This is a genomic window from Micromonospora zhanjiangensis (assembly GCF_042650605.1).
GTDB classification, from domain to species: domain Bacteria; phylum Actinomycetota; class Actinomycetes; order Mycobacteriales; family Micromonosporaceae; genus Micromonospora_J; species Micromonospora_J zhanjiangensis.
In genome coordinates this window covers 22562-37607 of record NZ_JBHSBN010000006.1, presented here as the reverse complement: position 1 = coordinate 37607, position 15046 = coordinate 22562, and the positions used below count along the sequence as shown (strand labels likewise).

13 protein-coding genes and 1 tRNA gene are annotated in these 15046 nt (G+C 70.9%); 10 read left to right on the top strand and 4 right to left on the bottom strand.

Annotation, left to right across the window (positions count from 1 at the left end; translation table 11 throughout):
• The first annotated feature begins 162 nt into the window (after positions 1-162).
• Both ACFOX0_RS10925 and ACFOX0_RS10920 read left to right on the top strand, forming a co-directional pair.
• Positions 163-1044, top strand: a complete 882-nt coding sequence (locus ACFOX0_RS10925) for a helix-turn-helix domain-containing protein (RefSeq protein WP_377544347.1) — start codon at positions 163-165, stop codon at positions 1042-1044.
• Positions 1014-1235 carry a DUF397 domain-containing protein gene (locus tag ACFOX0_RS10920; RefSeq protein WP_377544345.1) on the top strand — a complete coding sequence of 74 codons (222 nt, stop codon included), beginning with the start codon at positions 1014-1016 and terminating at the stop codon, positions 1233-1235. Before ACFOX0_RS10925 ends, ACFOX0_RS10920 begins: the two co-directional genes overlap by 31 nt.
• Here the strand turns inward: ACFOX0_RS10920 and ACFOX0_RS10915 are convergent.
• Positions 1199-1894: a hypothetical protein gene (locus ACFOX0_RS10915; RefSeq protein ID WP_377544343.1), complete on the bottom strand. Its 696-nt coding sequence runs from the start codon at positions 1892-1894 to the stop codon at positions 1199-1201. The genes ACFOX0_RS10920 and ACFOX0_RS10915 overlap by 37 nt on opposite strands.
• Positions 1895-2059: 165 nt before the next feature.
• Between ACFOX0_RS10915 and ACFOX0_RS10910 the strand changes: the two genes are divergently transcribed.
• Complete coding sequence (locus ACFOX0_RS10910; RefSeq protein ID WP_377544340.1) at positions 2060-3628, top strand: S8 family serine peptidase; 1569 nt, start codon at positions 2060-2062, stop codon at positions 3626-3628.
• A gap of 87 nt (positions 3629-3715) precedes the next feature.
• Here the strand turns inward: ACFOX0_RS10910 and ACFOX0_RS10905 are convergent, their stop codons facing one another.
• The 3 genes from ACFOX0_RS10905 to ACFOX0_RS10895 form a co-directional block, all read right to left on the bottom strand.
• A complete protein-coding gene (locus ACFOX0_RS10905) occupies positions 3716-4522 on the bottom strand; it encodes a WecB/TagA/CpsF family glycosyltransferase (protein ID WP_377544337.1) in 807 nt (268 codons plus the stop codon).
• Positions 4519-5592 (bottom strand): NAD-dependent epimerase/dehydratase family protein, encoded by a 1074-nt coding sequence (locus tag ACFOX0_RS10900; protein ID WP_377544334.1) that lies wholly within the window; start codon positions 5590-5592, stop codon positions 4519-4521. Before ACFOX0_RS10900 ends, ACFOX0_RS10905 begins: the two co-directional genes overlap by 4 nt.
• Before the next feature lie 125 nt (positions 5593-5717).
• Positions 5718-5800, bottom strand: a tRNA-Leu gene (locus ACFOX0_RS10895).
• Between the two features lie 210 nt (positions 5801-6010).
• On the opposite strand from ACFOX0_RS10895, the gene ACFOX0_RS10890 reads away from it, so the two are divergent.
• From ACFOX0_RS10890 to pknB, 7 genes are all read left to right on the top strand, one after another.
• Entirely contained in the window at positions 6011-6793 is a 783-nt protein-coding gene (locus ACFOX0_RS10890) for an FhaA domain-containing protein (RefSeq protein WP_377544331.1), read from the top strand.
• 5 nt (positions 6794-6798) lie between these two features.
• Positions 6799-7281: an FHA domain-containing protein FhaB/FipA gene (locus ACFOX0_RS10885; protein WP_377544328.1), complete on the top strand. Its 483-nt coding sequence runs from the start codon at positions 6799-6801 to the stop codon at positions 7279-7281.
• Complete coding sequence (locus ACFOX0_RS10880) at positions 7278-8699, top strand: BofC C-terminal domain-containing protein (protein WP_377544326.1); 1422 nt, start codon at positions 7278-7280, stop codon at positions 8697-8699. The genes ACFOX0_RS10885 and ACFOX0_RS10880 overlap by 4 nt, the downstream gene beginning before the upstream one ends.
• Before the next feature lie 79 nt (positions 8700-8778).
• Positions 8779-10221, top strand: coding sequence for an FtsW/RodA/SpoVE family cell cycle protein (locus ACFOX0_RS10875; RefSeq protein WP_377544874.1), 1443 nt, complete (start codon positions 8779-8781; stop codon positions 10219-10221).
• Entirely contained in the window at positions 10218-11720 is a 1503-nt protein-coding gene (locus ACFOX0_RS10870; RefSeq protein ID WP_377544324.1) for a peptidoglycan D,D-transpeptidase FtsI family protein, read from the top strand. Before ACFOX0_RS10875 ends, ACFOX0_RS10870 begins: the two co-directional genes overlap by 4 nt.
• Complete coding sequence (locus tag ACFOX0_RS10865; RefSeq protein WP_377544321.1) at positions 11720-13234, top strand: serine/threonine-protein kinase; 1515 nt, start codon at positions 11720-11722, stop codon at positions 13232-13234. Before ACFOX0_RS10870 ends, ACFOX0_RS10865 begins: the two co-directional genes overlap by 1 nt.
• Positions 13231-15021 carry a Stk1 family PASTA domain-containing Ser/Thr kinase gene (gene pknB, locus ACFOX0_RS10860; RefSeq protein ID WP_377544319.1) on the top strand — a complete coding sequence of 597 codons (1791 nt, stop codon included), beginning with the start codon at positions 13231-13233 and terminating at the stop codon, positions 15019-15021. Before ACFOX0_RS10865 ends, pknB begins: the two co-directional genes overlap by 4 nt.
• Positions 15022-15046: the final 25 nt, after the last annotated feature.

Here is a 15046-nt window from a genome sequence, read left to right as displayed (position 1 = left end):
GCGCTTGATGTTGCGCATGCCGGCGCGGCAGACTGGACACCTGTTCGCCGCCGCGGCCGGCTGACTCGTACCCCGGAACCGCCGCGAAACGACGGCCCGCTGGCGACGGTCGCGCCCGCGGCGGGCCTCGGTCCTGATGCGCGATCGACCGGAGGTGGACCGGTGACCGAGCGCCGGAGCCCGACAATACGCCGTCGCCGCCTCGGCGCCGAGTTGCGCCGCCGGCGGGAGGCCGCCGGGGTGACCATCGAGGGGGTCGCCGAGGAGCTGGAATGCTCCGCTTCGAAGATTTCCCGGATCGAGACCGGACACACCTCGGCCACGCCGCGCGACGTGCGCGACATGCTGCGGATCTACGGCATCGTCGGGACCGAGAGCGACGAGCTCGTGCAGATCGCCCGGGAGGCCCGGCAGAAGGGCTGGTGGCACCCCTACAGCACGGTGCTGACCGGGGCGTACGTGGGCCTGGAGGCGGCGGCCGGCTCGATCCGGGCCTACGAGCAGCAGGTGGTCCCGGGCCTGCTGCAGACCGAGGAGTACGCCAGGGCGATGATCCGGGCGGCCCGCCCGGACATCAGCGTGGAAGAAGTAGACCAGCGGGTCCGTGTCCGGTTGGGCCGTCAGTCGTTACTGAGCCAGGACGATCCAATCGACTTGTGGGTGGTGCTGGATGAAGCGGTAGTGAGCCGGCCGGTGGGCGGGGACGCGGTGATGCGAGCCCAGTTGGAGCGCCTGGTCGAAGCGGCCGACCTGCCCAATGTGACGCTTCAGATCCTGCCGTTCGAGGTCGGGGCACACGCCGGAATGGACGGCACGTTCACGATTCTCGACTTCCCGGAGGCAGGCGATCCGGACGTGGTGTACGCCGAGAACGCCACGGGCGGGCTCTTCCTGGAGAAGAGCGACGAGCTACAGAAATACATCTTCATCTTCGATCACATCCGAGCCGCGGCAATCCGTCCGGAGGAATCCGTGGCTCTGATCGCGAAGTTGGCAAAGGAGCCATTGTGGAAGTGGAGGCCAAAGGGTTCCGCGTGGACTTGAGCCAGGCATCCTGGTTCAAGAGCTCGCGGAGCGGGCCCAACTGTGACAACTGCGTCGAGGTCGCGTTCGTCGGTGGGGCGATCGCGGTACGCGACTCGAAGAACCCGAGCGGTGCCGCGCTGCTCTTCACGCCGGACGAGTGGGACGCGTTCGTCTACGGCGCGAAGGACGGCGAGTTCGACCTGGACTGAGCGTCGAATCGGTGCGGGCCGGCTGCCGGCCCGCACCGGCGCGGCTCCTGGCGCGCGCGATTCGCCAGGACTGTTGAGGCGTGCGATGACGTCGACCGGGGTCGTACCGTCCACTCGGCCAACCGGCTGTGCCGGATCGCGTGCCGAATCCCCATCGTGACCACCGCCAGCCCGGCCGCGGTGAGCACCAGTCCGGGCAGGGCCGAGCCGGTGGTGAGGGTGCCACCGGTGGCGGCCGTGACCGTCGCCGGCAGCGTCGCCAGGCCGACCATCTGCAGGGGTACCGCGATCATCGGGTGCGCCGCGGCGGCCCGGAGCCGGGGTGGCACCGGGGTGCCGGGAGCGCCGGTGAAGGCGCCCGTACCGGCCCACAACAGTCGCAGCCGGGCCACCGTCCGAACCGCCACGACCAGCGCCGGCGCGGCCGGCAGGACGAGCCCGAGCGCGATCCGGTCGGCGTTCGTCGGACCGGCGGTGACCAGCGCGGTCGCGGCCACCGCCGCCATCGCCGCCAGCGCGGACGCGGTCAGCATCAGCACCGTCGCGGTACGCCGACGCAGCGACCGCGCGGTACGCCGGCCCGGCAGGCCCTCGGCCAGGGCACCGGCGGTGAGCCAGAGGAGCGCGATGGCGACCATGCCGATGAGATCAGGATTCACGGGATGAGCATGACCCGTTTCCCGACCGCCCGGATCCGGGCGCGTCCCCCGACCACCCCGGAAAACCATCCCGTAGGGGACCGGGTCATCGCGTCGATCCGCCCGAGGTCACGCCGCCGGCGTTCGGCACCCAGCGCGGCGACCGCTCGCCGGAGGGCGAGGACGATGCGGCTGTGTCACCCGCCCGCGCTGGTCGGCCTGGTGGTGTCGGTCCTGGTGGCGACGGCCGCGCCCGCGGTCGCCGGCGCACCGACCGGACCCGTGGCAGGTTCCGAGGCGGCGAACGCGATCCACGGCAGCTACCTGGTCGTGCTCCGCCCGGACCGGGCACACCGCGCGGTCGGGGACTCGGCCCGGCAACTGGTCGACCGGCACGGCGGTACGGTGGGTCGTACCTGGTCGTCGGCGTTACGCGGATTCGAACTGCGGGCCGGCGCCGCGGTCGCCGGCCGGCTGGCGGCGGACCCGTCGGTCGCCCTCGTGGAGCAGAACCGCACCGTCCGGCTGGCCGGCACCCAGGCGCGTCCGCCGTCCTGGGGACTGGACCGGATCGACCAGGCGAAGCTGCCGCTGGACGCCGCCTACTCCTATCCGGACGCGGCCGGGACGGTGCACGCGTACGTCATCGACACCGGTGTCCGGACAAGTCACCGGGACTTCGGTGGCCGGGCCGGTTCCGGGTACGACGCGGTGGACGGCGGCACCGCCGACGACTGCAACGGGCACGGCACGCACGTGGCGGCCACCCTCGGCGGCACCACGTACGGGGTGGCGAAACGGGTCCGGCTGGTCGCGGTCCGGGTGCTCGACTGCGCCGGAACCGGCAGCATCGCCCAGGTGGTGACGGGGATCGACTGGGTCACCGGGCACGCCGTCCGGCCGGCGGTGGCCAACCTGAGCCTGGGCGCCGAGGCCAGCGCGGCGCTGGACACGGCGGTGGCGAACTCGGTCGCCACCGGAATCAGCTACGCGGTGGCCGCCGGCAACGGGGACCTCTTCGGCAGCCGGCAGGACGCCTGCGGGTACTCGCCCGCCCGGCAACCGGCCGCGTTGACGGTCGGCGCCACCGACGTCGACGACCGGGCGGCGAGCTTCTCCAACTACGGCTCCTGCCTGGACCTGCTGGCGCCCGGCGTGGGAATCACCTCCGCCTGGAACGACGGCGACACGGCGAGCCGGACGGTGAGCGGGACCTCGATGGCGGCGCCGCACGTGGCCGGCGCGGTCGCGCTGCTGCTCGCGGCGAATCCGGCCTGGACCCCGGCGCAGGTGCGGGCCGCGCTGGTCGACGCGGCCACCCCGGGCGTGGTCCGGGACGCCGGCGCGGGCACGCCGAACCGGTTGCTCCGGGTGGTCGGCGCCGCGCCGCCACCGGCTCCGACCGGGAACTTCGCGCTCACGCTCGCGCCGACCCACACCTCCGTCGCCGCCGGACGCGCGGTCACGGTGACGGTACGCACCCTCCTGGTACGTGGCTCGCCGCCGCCGGTCGTACTGTCCGCTCGGGGAGTGCCGGCCGGGGTGACCGCCGCGTTCGGGCCGGCCACCGTGCCGGCCGGCCGGTCCTCGACGCTGGTGCTGCGGGCCGCACCCGGCGCCCAGTGTGGCGGCTACCGGATCACGGTGGCGGGCACGGCCGGAACGCTCGTCCGGACCGCAGCACTGACGCTGAGCGTGACCGGTCGATGCGTCACCCGGACCGTCGCCGGTTGGTCCGGCGTCGCCGAGACGTAGCCGGGACGGCGCGTGGCGGACCTGGCTGCCCGGTCGGCGGAGACGCCGGTGGGCGCCGTCAGGCGACCGGACCCGGCACCGTACCGGTCAGACGGCGAACGTCGCCGGGCGCTCGGTGGCGGCCGGCGGCGGGGTGGCCTTCCACAGACCGGTCTTCTGCGCGGCGAGCCGGGCCAGGTAGGCCGGGTTGAGGATGACGTAACGGCGCCACAGCCGCTTCGGTTCCAGCCCGAGCCGCCAGAACCACTCCAGGCCGGCGCGCTGCATCCACGGCGGCGGCGTACGGAGCAGGCCGGCGTGGTAGTCGAAGGCGGCACCGACCGCCATCAGCGGCAGGTCCAGCAGCGGCCGCATGGCGTACGTGAAGACCTCCTGCCGGGGGCAGCCCAGGCCGACCAGCACCAGCCGGGCGCCGGAGTTCCGGATCCGGTCGGCGATCTCCACGTCGTCGCCGGGGCGTACCGCCCGGAACTTGGACGGCTCGACCCCCGCGATCTTGAGGGCCGGGAACATCCGCTCCAGGGCGGGGACGAGTCGGGCCAGGGTCTCCTCGGTCGAGCCGTACAGGTAGACCGGCAGCCCTTCGTCGGCGAACCGGGACAGGACGCGCAGCGTCAGGGTCGGACCGTAGACCCGGTCGGTCAGGCCGGCGCCGTGCAGCAGGTTCAGCGCCCAGCGCACCGGCTGCCCGTCCGGGGTGACCAGGTCGAACGAATTGAGCCGGGCGTTGTGCGGCGGGTCGAGCACGCCGGTCATCACGCCGTGCACGGCGAGCGCCGTCAACGCGAACGGGCGCCGTTCGCGGGCGGCGTCGACCACCTGTTCGGTGGCGGCGTCGTAGTCGACGGCGTCCACCAGGACGCCGAGTACGTTCCGCTTGCCCTGAGCGATCATCCCCGGCGCATCCACTTGTCGGCGTTGGCCTCGTAGATCTCCCGGAGGATCATCGGCACGTCGTAGGTCATCTTCCAGTCCGGGTAGTGCGCCTCGAACCGGGCCATGCTGCTGATCCACCACTGGTGGTCGCCGGTCCGGTTCTGCTCGACGTAGTTGATCTCGGCCTGGCGGCCGGTGATCTCCTCGGCGACGGCGAACGCCTCCAGGTGCGAGGTGTTGGAGAACCGGCCCCCGCCCAGGTTGTAGACCTCGCCGACCCGGGGCGCGCGGAAGAACGCCTCGAACGCGGTCAGCACGTCGTGCGAGTGGATCGCGTCGCGGACCATCTTGCCCTTGTAACCGAAGAGGTTGTAGGTGCGCCCCTCCATCACGCAGCGCATCAGGTACGCGAGGAAGCCGTGCAGTTCGGCGGCCGAGTGGGCCGGGCCGGTGAGCGTGCCGCCCCGGAAGCAGACCGTCCGCATGCCGAAGTAACGGCCGTACTCCTGCACCATCACGTCGGCGGCCACCTTCGAGGCGCCGAAGATCGAGTGCAGGCTGGCGTCGATCGACATGTCCTCGGTCACGCCCTGGTGGTACGGGTGGTCCTCGGGCAGTTCGTACCGGGTGTCCAGCTCGATCAGCGGGAGGCTGTTCGGCCGGTCGCCGTACACCTTGTTGGTCGAACAGTGGATGAACGGTGCCTCGATGGCGTGTTGCCGGGCGTTTTCCAGCATGTTGAGCGTGCCGCCCGCGTTGACGTCGAAGTCGGTGTAGGGCTCCTTGGCCGCCCAGTCGTGGCTGGGTTGGGCCGCGCTGTGGATGATCACGGCGATGTCCGAGCCGTACTTCTTGAACACCTGCGCCAGGCCGTCCCGGTCCCGGACGTCCACCTCGAAGTGCGTGTACGCGCCGCCCAGTTCGGCGCCGAGCCGCTGCAGGCTCCAGGCGGTCGAGCCGTCCTCGCCGAAGAAGTAGCGGCGCATGTCGTTGTCGATCCCGACGACGTCGAGGCCGAGTCCGGCGAAGTGCCGGGCCGCCTCCGAGCCGATCAGACCGCCTGATCCGGTCACCAACGCGACAGTCACACGTCACTCCTGGGTGGGGGACAGAAACCATCGGAGCATAACCCGGTGCCGATCGCTCTCCGTGCTTCCGGCCTGCTCCGAAAACGCGAGAAGGGCCCCGCGGCTGCGGAGCCCTTCTCGACCGGTGGGGAAGGGGGGAGTTGAACCCCCACGCCCTTTCGGGCACACGGACCTGAACCGTGCGCGTCTGCCATTCCGCCACTTCCCCGTGGCACACGTTCCGAACTAGTGTAGATCCGCCCCGATCCCGGCTGAACACCGGGGGCCGGGACATAATACGCTGGTCCCACGTGCGCCGAGAGCGTTACCGCTCGCGGCGGATGGAAGAGTAGCACGAGAAGTGTCGGCCACCAGGACAGGCCGGCGAGCAGGCGGCCGAGCGGCGTACGAGCCGTACGAGCGGAGGCCGGATACCATCATGTCCTCGGGACCCGAGGAGGAGCCGGTGAGCGTGCTGCAACGCTTTGAGAAGAGACTGGAAGGCCTGGTCGAAGGGGCCTTCGCCAAGGTGTTCAAGGGGGTAGTGCACCCCGTCGAGATCCTCAACGCCATGCAGCGGGAGGCCGAGGCGCACAAGGCGATCCTCGCCGGTGGGCGCACCCTGGTGCCCAACCGTTACGTGATCGATCTCTCGCCGTACGACCACAGCCGGCTCGCGCCGTACGCTGCCGCGTTGGCCCAGGAGTTGGCCCAGTCGCAGGCCGAGTTCATCGGCGAGCAGGCGTGGACGGTCTACGGCGACGTGATCGTGGAGATCGAGCGGGGTGACGGCCTGGACACCGGCATGTTCCGGGTCACCGCCGAGGTCTACACGGGTGGTGACGTGGCGCCGGTCCAACAGCAGTACGACGCGCCGCCGCAGTACCCCGCGTACGACCAGGGTGGTGGTTACGGCCCGCCGCAGGGACCTCCCGGCGGCCGCAACGTGCGACTGGTCTCCGGGGACGGTCGGACCTATCCCCTGCAGATGGGGTCCACCGTGATCGGCCGCGGTGACCAGGCCACCCTGCGGCTGCCGGACGTCGGCATCTCCCGCCGGCACGCGCGGCTCGACTTCGACGGTGCCCAGGTGGTGCTCACCGATCTGGGTTCGACGAACGGGACCATGGTCAACGGCCAGCGGGTCTCGGCCGTCGCGCTCAACCCCGGTGACATGATCCAGCTCGGGACGACCACCCTCACGTTCCGAGTGGACGGCTAAGGACCTTGCCCGCTTTCGTCATCACTGTCGCCCGGTTCGGGTTCATCATCCTGCTGTGGATCTTCGTGTTCACCGTCGTCGGGGTGATCCGCCGGGACCTGTTCGCCGGCGCCAAGTCCAGCAAGCTGGTCGCCGCGCCCCGGGGCGTCGGCCTGACGGCCGGACCGTCGCGGCCGGCCAAGGTGAAGAAGGGGCGGGCGGCGCACCAACTCGTCGTCACCGCCGGGCAGCTGGCCGGGACCCGGATCACGCTCGGCGAGGCACAGATCACGATCGGCCGGGCGGAGGACTCCACCCTGGTCATCACGGACGACTACGCCTCGGCGCGACATGCCAGGTTGGTGCCCCGCTCGGGGCAGTGGTTCGTGGAGGATCTGGGCTCGACTAACGGCACGTACCTCGATCGCGCTAAGGTCACCGGACCAACCCCCGTCCCCCTCGGCGTGCCGATCCGGATCGGCCGCACTTCTCTCGAATTACGGCCATGACTCTGACCCTGCGCTATGCGGCCCACAGCGACCGCGGTCTGATCCGAGACGGAAACCAAGACTCCGTCTACGCCGGGCCGCGGCTACTCGCCGTCGCCGACGGCATGGGCGGCATGGCCGCCGGTGACGTCGCCAGCAACATCGTCATCGGTGCGATGGCCCCGCTCGACGAGGACGTCCCCGGTGACGCCCTGGTCGACGCGTTACGGTCGGCCGTCGACACCGCCAACCAACAGCTGCGGGACACCGTCGACGCGAACCCGCAGCTCGAAGGCATGGGCACCACGCTGACCGCCACCCTCTTCTCGGGCAGCAAGATCGGCATGGTGCACATCGGCGACTCCCGCGCCTACCTGCTGCGCGACGGTGAGTTCACCCAGATAACCAAAGACGACACGTACGTCCAGATGCTGGTCGACGAGGGCCGGATCAGTCTGGAGGAGGCGAGCAGCCACCCGCAGCGGTCGCTGCTCACCCGGGCCCTCGACGGCCGGGACATCGACCCGGAGTACTCGGTCCGCCAGGTGCTTCCCGGCGACCGCTACCTGATCTGCAGCGACGGCCTCTCCGGCGTGGTGAGCGCCGAGACCATCGGCGACGCGCTGCGGGAGTTCGCCGATCCGCAGCAGTGCGTCGAGCGGCTGGTGCAGCTCGCGTTGCGCGGTGGCGGTCCCGACAACATCACCGTGGTGGTCGCGGACGCCACCGACCAGGACATCCTGGAGGCGGCGCCGATCGTCGGCGGCGCGGCGGCCCGGGATCGCGGGATGGCGACCTCGGCCGACGACTCGACCCCCGCCGCGCGGGCCTCCGCGCTCCACCCACCCCGGCCGGCCAGTCCCGAGCCACCGTCGAACGGGAGCCGGGAGGACGAGAACGACCGTCCCCGTCGGCACCCGGTGCGCACCGCCGCGCTGCTGGTCGTCCTGGTCGGTCTGCTCGGCGCCGGTCTCTACGGCGGCTGGAGCTACACCCAGCGGCAGTACTACGTCGGTGCCACGGAGGACGGGCAGGTCGCTGTCTTCCAGGGCGTACCGGGACAGATCGCCGGCATCGACCTGTCCAACGTGCACCAGACCAGCGGCACCAAGCTGGACGACCTCACCACGGCCGCCCAGGAGCAGGTCAAGCAGGGCATCCAGGCCAAGAGCGAGCCGGACGCCCAACGGGCGCTCGCCGAGTTGATCAACGATAACGGTTCGAACCCGAACCTCAAGCCGACCTGTCCGCCGAGTGCTGCCGCGGGACAGCCGGTCGGTACGCCGACGGTGCCGGCGAACGGCACGCCCGGCCCGGCCGGCAGCCCGACGCCGGGCGGGGTCGGCAGCCCGTTCCCGCCGACGACCACTCCCGACGCCCAGTCCTCCGACACGGTCCCGCCGGCGACCGACCCGGGCGGATGCCGGGTTTCGGAGTGAGTGTCGGCTCGATCGATCCGAGGAACCAGTGATGAGCGCCCCGGTCGGACCGACATCCACGCCCGCGACGACGGGCGAGATGCCGCGTACCCGGGAATGGCGGTCGCGGCGTAACGCCGAACTGGCCCTGCTGCTCTTCGCCATGGGCCTCGCGGTGGCGTACAGCGCGACCATCGAGGCCAACGTGCTGGGCACCGTACGGATCGGCTTCTGGGTGCCGAACGCGGCGCTGGCGGCCGTCTTCCTCGGTCTGCACCTGGTGATCCGGTTCACCGCCCCGTACGCCGATCCGGCCCTGTTGCCCGCGGTCGCGCTGCTCAACGGCATCGGCATCGGTTTCCTGCGCCGGATCGACCTGGACAACGCCGAGGCGGCGGACCGGATCAAGTACCCGCTGTTCGGCGGGTTCGGCGGCCACCAGCTGCTCTGGACCCTGCTCGCGGTGCTGCTCGCGGCCGGGTTGCTGCTGCTCATCCGGGATCACCGGGCGGTCTCCCGGTACGCGTACACGCTGGGTCTGGCCGGTATCGTCCTGGTGATGATCCCGGCGGTCCTGCCGGCCCGGTACTCCGAGATCTACGGCGCCAAGCTGTGGATCATCATCGGCTCGTTCAGCATCCAGCCCGGCGAGTTCGCCAAGTTGGCACTGCTGGTCTTCTTCGCCTACTACCTGGTCCGCAAGCGCGAGGTGCTGTCGCTGGCCAGCCGGCGGTTCCTCGGCATCGACTTCCCGCGCGGTCGGGACCTCGGCCCGGTGGTCGGCGTCTGGCTGCTGAGTGTGCTGGTCCTGGTCTTCGAGAAGGACCTCGGCACCTCGCTGCTCTACTTCGGCATGTTCGTGGTCACCGTCTACATCGCGACGGAACGGGCCAGTTGGTTGATCATCGGCCTGCTGCTCTTCGTGGGCGGCGCCTTCCTGGCCTATTTCCTCGGCGGGACGGTGGGCGGCCCGTTCGCCAACTTCTACCTCCGGGCCGAGATCTGGCTGGATCCGTTCGCCGATCCGACCAACAAGGGCTACCAGCTCGTTCAGAGCCTGTTCGCGCTGGGCACCGGCGGCCTGTTCGGGGCCGGTCCGGGCGGCGGCCAGCCGGGCAAGATCCCCGAGGTGCGGAACGACTTCATCTTCGCCGGCATCGGCGAGGAGATCGGGCTGTTCGGGCTCACCGCGCTGCTCGTGGTCTACCTGCTGATCGTCGAGCGCGGTCTGCGAACCGCCCTGGCGGTCCGCGACTCGTTCGGCAAGCTGCTCGCCGGCGGCCTGGCCTTCACCCTGGGGCTGCAGGTCTTCGTCATCGTCGGCGGGATCAGCAAGCTGATCCCGTTGACCGGCCAGACCACCCCGTTCCTCTCCTCCGGCGGCTCGTCGCTGATGGCCAACTGGCTGCTGGTCGCGATGCTGCTGCGGATCTCCCACGCCGCCCGTAAGCCGGTGACCACCACGCCGTTGGCCCGCACCGCGGGCGGCTCGCCCGCACCCGCCAAGTTGCACGGCGCACAGACGGAGGTGATCCGCCCGTGAACGCGCCACTGCGCAAGGTCGGTGTGGTCGTCATGATCCTGTTCGGCCTGCTGTTCGCCAACCTCAACTGGGTTCAGGCGTACAAGGCGGACGAGTACCGCACCAGCCCGTACAACGGCCGGGTCCAGGTCGCCGAGTACGAGCGCAAGCGGGGCAACATCGAGGCCGGCGGCACCGCCCTGGCCACGGTCAAGGACACCAACGGCGAGCTGAAGTACCAGCGCGTCTACCCCAAGGGCGCGCCGTACGCGCACATCGTGGGCTACAAGCCGGTCAACGGCGACGTCACGGGCATCGAGCGGAGCGAGGACGACTTCCTCTCCGGCAACAGCGACCAGTTGTTCGTCGACCGGGCCCGGGACCTGTTCACCGGCAGCAAGACCAGCGGCGGCAACGTACTGCTGACGATCTCCCGAACGGTGCAGGAGACCGCGTACAAGCAGCTCGTCGACAACCGGGTCGGTGCCGCCAAGGGCGGGGCGGTCGCGATCGACCCGCGGACCGGGGCGATCCAGGCGTTGGTCTCCGTGCCCAGCTACGACCCCAACCCGCTGGCCAGCCACGACGGCAACGAGGTCAGCGACGCGTACAAGAAGTTGATGGCCGACAAGAACGGCCCGCTGCTGAACCGGGCGACGCACGAGCTGTTGGCGCCCGGATCGACCTTCAAGGTCATCGACGCGGCGGCGGCACTGGAGAACGGCTACACCAAGCAGAGCAAGATTCCGGCCGGCAGCGTCTACCGGCCGCCGGGCGCGGGCGCCGACATCACGAACGCGGCGTCGTCGATCTGCCCTGAGGACCAGGTCACCATGATCAACGCGATGACCGAGTCGTGCAACACCGGGTTCGCCCAACTCGCGGTCAAGCTGGGGGCCGAGAAGATCAGGGAGAAGGCCCGGCAGTTCGGGTTCGAACAGGAGGACCTCACGGTCGGCCGGCTCACCGGCGGCGGGCTGCCGGTCAGCGCCAGCCAGACCGGGACGATGCTGGGGCCGAACGGGCAGCCCGACGCGGGCACCCTCGCCCAGTCCTCGATCGGGCAGCGGAACGTCCGGATGACCCCGCTGGAGGGCGCCATGATCGCCGCGGCGGTGGTCAACAACGGCAGCCAGATGCGTCCGTACCTGGTCGACAAGTTGCTCGGGCCGGACCGGACCACCAGCTACTACGCCGCCGACCCGAAGCAGCTGCGTCAGCCGGTCAGCCCGCAGGTGGCCCGCGACCTGCAGGACATGATGGTCAGCGTGGTCGAGAACGGCACCGGCCGGTCGGCCCGGATCAGCGGCTTCACCGTCGGCGGCAAGACCGGTACGGCGGAGAACGGTGAGAACACCGACGACCACGGCTGGTTCATCGGTTTCGTCAGCAAGGACGGCCAGCCGATCTCGGCGGTCGCCGTCGCGCTGGAGTCCGCGGGCAGGGGTGGCAGTGCCGAGACGGCCCGGATCGCGCGGGAGATCATGCGAGCGGTGATCGCCGACAAGAGGATCAAGTGATGCTCAGCCCCGGCATGCAGCTCGGCAACCGGTACCGGTTGGACGAGCGCATCGGTGGCGGCGGGATGGGCGACGTCTGGCGCGGCACCGACGAGGTGCTCGGCCGGACCGTCGCGGTCAAGGTGCTGCTGCCCGCGCTGCTCGACGAACCGGGCTTCGCCGAACGGTTCCGCGGCGAGGCCCGGACCATGGCGACCATCAACCACGCCGGCGTGGTGGACGTCTACGACTACGGCAGCGACCAGCAGATCGCCTTCCTGGTGATGGAGTACGTCGAGGGTGACGCCCTGGACCGGACCCTGAGCCGGGTCGGGCGGCTCACCCCGGCGCGCACGATGGCGCTGGTCGCGCAGGCCGCGGACGCCCTGCAGGCCGCGCACGACAAGGGCATCGTGCACCGCGACGTGAAGCCCGGCAACCTGCTGGTCCGGCCGAACGGCACACTGGTGCTGACCGACTTCGGCATTGCCCGGTCGGAGATGGTCGGGCAGCTCACCGCCGCCGGTTCGGTGCTGGGCACCGCCTCGTACATCTCGCCGGAGCAGGCGTCCGGCGCGGTCGCCACCCCCCTCTCCGACGTGTACGCCCTGGGCGTGGTGGCCTACCAGTGCCTGTCCGGCCGGCGACCGTTCGAGGGTGACAATCCACTCGAAATCGCCATGAAGCACGTCCGGGACACGCCCCGGCCGCTGCCCGCCGACTGCCCGCCCGCGGTTCGCTCGATCGTCGAGCGGTCGATGGCCAAGGACCCGGCCGCCCGGTACCCGACCGCGGCGGCGCTGGCGTCGGTGGCGCGGCAGACCGCCAGCGCCCTGTCCAACGCCAGGAAGACCGGGCAACCGGTGTCGGGCTCGCCCGGCTCGCCGGTGAGCGCCCGGAGCGGTCCCCCGTACCAGGCGGCGACCGGGACCGCCCGGCCACCCGCGCCCCGCCCGCCGGCCGCCCGGCCTCTGGCGGCGGCCCCGACCTCGGCGCCGCAGCCGACCTCCGTGCCGCCGGCGCTCGGCCAGCAGGCGGGCCCGGCGCGCCGGCCCACCACCGCCCCGCCGGCCCAGACCGGCTACAACCGGGGTGCCGCCGCGGTGCCGCAACCCTCCTACAACGCGCCCCGGCCGCCGGCCGCCGGCGCGCCGCGACCACCGGTCGGGGTGCCGCGACCACCGGCCGCTTCGAACGGTGCCACCAACCGACCACTCATGATCACACTTGCCATCGTCGTCGGTCTATTGGTCGTGTTGTGCTCCGGCATGATTTCCTACTGGGTGAACAAGTACGGCGCGACCGCGCTGGGAATGCGTACGGTGACGGCCGTCGCATCCGATCTTCGTCAACCCGAACCGCGCGGTGTCCGGGTAGGGTCTTCGGCTTGGGCCATCGACGGACCGCACGGTACGGCCGCGAGGGGTCCATCGACGGACGCGGGTCGGGACGGGCCGGGCCACACGCCGTACCGTCAGGTGGGGCAGCTGGTCCGGCAGGGTGACCAGACGAGCGAAGGACGACGGACGAGATGACGGCGCAGGCCCGTCTGCTGGGTGGCAGATACCAGGTCGGCGAGCTGCTCGGCTACGGCGGCATGGCCGAGGTGCATCGCGGGCGTGACCTCCGGCTCGGCCGCGATGTCGCGATCAAGATGCTGCGGGCCGACCTGGCCCGGGACGCCACCTTCCAGATGCGGTTCCGGCGCGAGGCGCAGAACGCCGCCTCGCTCAACCACCCGGCCATCGTCGCCGTCTACGACACCGGCGAGGAGATCGGGCCCACCGGCGAGACGCTGCCGTTCATCGTGATGGAGTTCGTGAACGGGCGCACCCTGAAGGAGGTGCTGGCCGCCGAGGGGCGACTGATGCCCCGTCGGGCCATGGAGATCACCGCCGACATGTGCGCGGCGCTGGAGTTCAGCCACCGGCACGGGATCATCCACCGCGACATCAAACCCGGCAACGTGATGCTGACCCTCAACGGTCAGGTCAAGGTGATGGACTTCGGCATCGCCCGGGCGCTGGCCAGCGGCGCCACCACGATGACGCAGACCAGCGCGGTGATCGGCACCGCACAGTATCTCTCCCCGGAGCAGGCCCGCGGTGAGGCGGTGGACGCCCGGTCCGACGTCTACGCCGCCGGTTGCGTGCTGTTCGAGCTGGTCTGCGGGCACCCGCCGTTCGTCGGCGACAGCCCGGTCAGCGTGGCCTACCAGCACGTCCGGGAGGACCCGCCGGCGCCGAGCGACATCAACCCGGATGTCACCCCGCAGATCGACGCGATCGTGCTCAAGGCGCTCTCCAAGAACCCGCTCAACCGGTACCAGAGCGCGGGTGAGATGCGGGCCGACCTGCTGCGCGCCGCGGCCGGGCGACCCGTGATGGCCACCCCCGTGATGCGGGAGAGCGAGACCGTCGCGATGGGGGCGTCGGTGCCGATGGGTCCGGGCGGCGGCGGACCCGCGACCCGACCCATGCCGGCCCGGGTCGGTGACGCCGGCAAGCGCAAGTCCTCGGCCTGGGTGCTCGCCGCGCTCAGCGCGCTCGGGGTGCTGGCCGTGGTGGCGTTGGTCGTCGGCCTGTGGATGACCAAGGGCAACGAGAACAAGGTCAGCGTCCCGAACGCGGTCGGTCGGCCGCAGGCGGAAGCCGTGTCCACGTTGACCGCGCAGGGACTCAAGCCGGTGGCCGGGGCGACGACCCGCGGCGACTGCGTCAAGGGCACGGTCACCGACCAGGACCCGAAGCCGGGCCTGCGGGTCGAGCGGCAGACCACGGTCAACCTCACGATCTGCGGTGGCCCGCAGCAGGTGACCATCCCGCCCGACCTGGTCGGCAAGGACTACAACACCGTCCTCAACCAGCTCAAGGCGCTGGACTTGGTCGTCAAGCGCGAAGAGGTGGACAGCGAGAAGAAGGACAACCAGGTCGTCGAGGTGAACCCGAGTTCCGGGAACCAGGTGCCGACCGGCAGCGAGGTCACGGTCAAGGTCTCCCGCAACAATGTGCGTCAGGTGCCCAACGTCGTCAACAAGAAGGTGGACGACGCGCGGAAGGCGTTGCAGGACGCGGGATTCAAGGTCAAGACCGTCGAGGGCGACGAGGTCGACCCGAGCCTCGCGGGTCGGGTGAGCGACCAGAACCCGGGCGCCGGCGAGTCGCTGCCGAAGAACAGCACGGTCACCATCACCGTCACCATCCCGAGGACGACCGAGCCCAGCGGACCGGCCAACAACACCCCGTCGCCGACCGGCAGTCCGACGGGCGGCACCGGGGGCGGCAACGGGTTCCCGTTCCCGACCCGGTCTCCGCTGGCCTGACACCGACCGTACCCACCGGCCACCG

Coding starts and splice junctions, on each gene's coding strand:
- pknB (WP_377544319.1), top strand. CDS start 13,231: ATGACGGCGCAGGCCCGTCTGCTGGGTGGCAGATACCAGGTCGGCGAG.
- ACFOX0_RS10910 (WP_377544340.1), top strand. CDS start 2,060: ATGCGGCTGTGTCACCCGCCCGCGCTGGTCGGCCTGGTGGTGTCGGTC.
- ACFOX0_RS10905 (WP_377544337.1), bottom strand. CDS start 4,522: ATGATCGCTCAGGGCAAGCGGAACGTACTCGGCGTCCTGGTGGACGCC.
- ACFOX0_RS10880 (WP_377544326.1), top strand. CDS start 7,278: ATGACTCTGACCCTGCGCTATGCGGCCCACAGCGACCGCGGTCTGATC.
- ACFOX0_RS10865 (WP_377544321.1), top strand. CDS start 11,720: ATGCTCAGCCCCGGCATGCAGCTCGGCAACCGGTACCGGTTGGACGAG.
- ACFOX0_RS10875 (WP_377544874.1), top strand. CDS start 8,779: ATGCCGCGTACCCGGGAATGGCGGTCGCGGCGTAACGCCGAACTGGCC.
- ACFOX0_RS10890 (WP_377544331.1), top strand. CDS start 6,011: ATGTCCTCGGGACCCGAGGAGGAGCCGGTGAGCGTGCTGCAACGCTTT.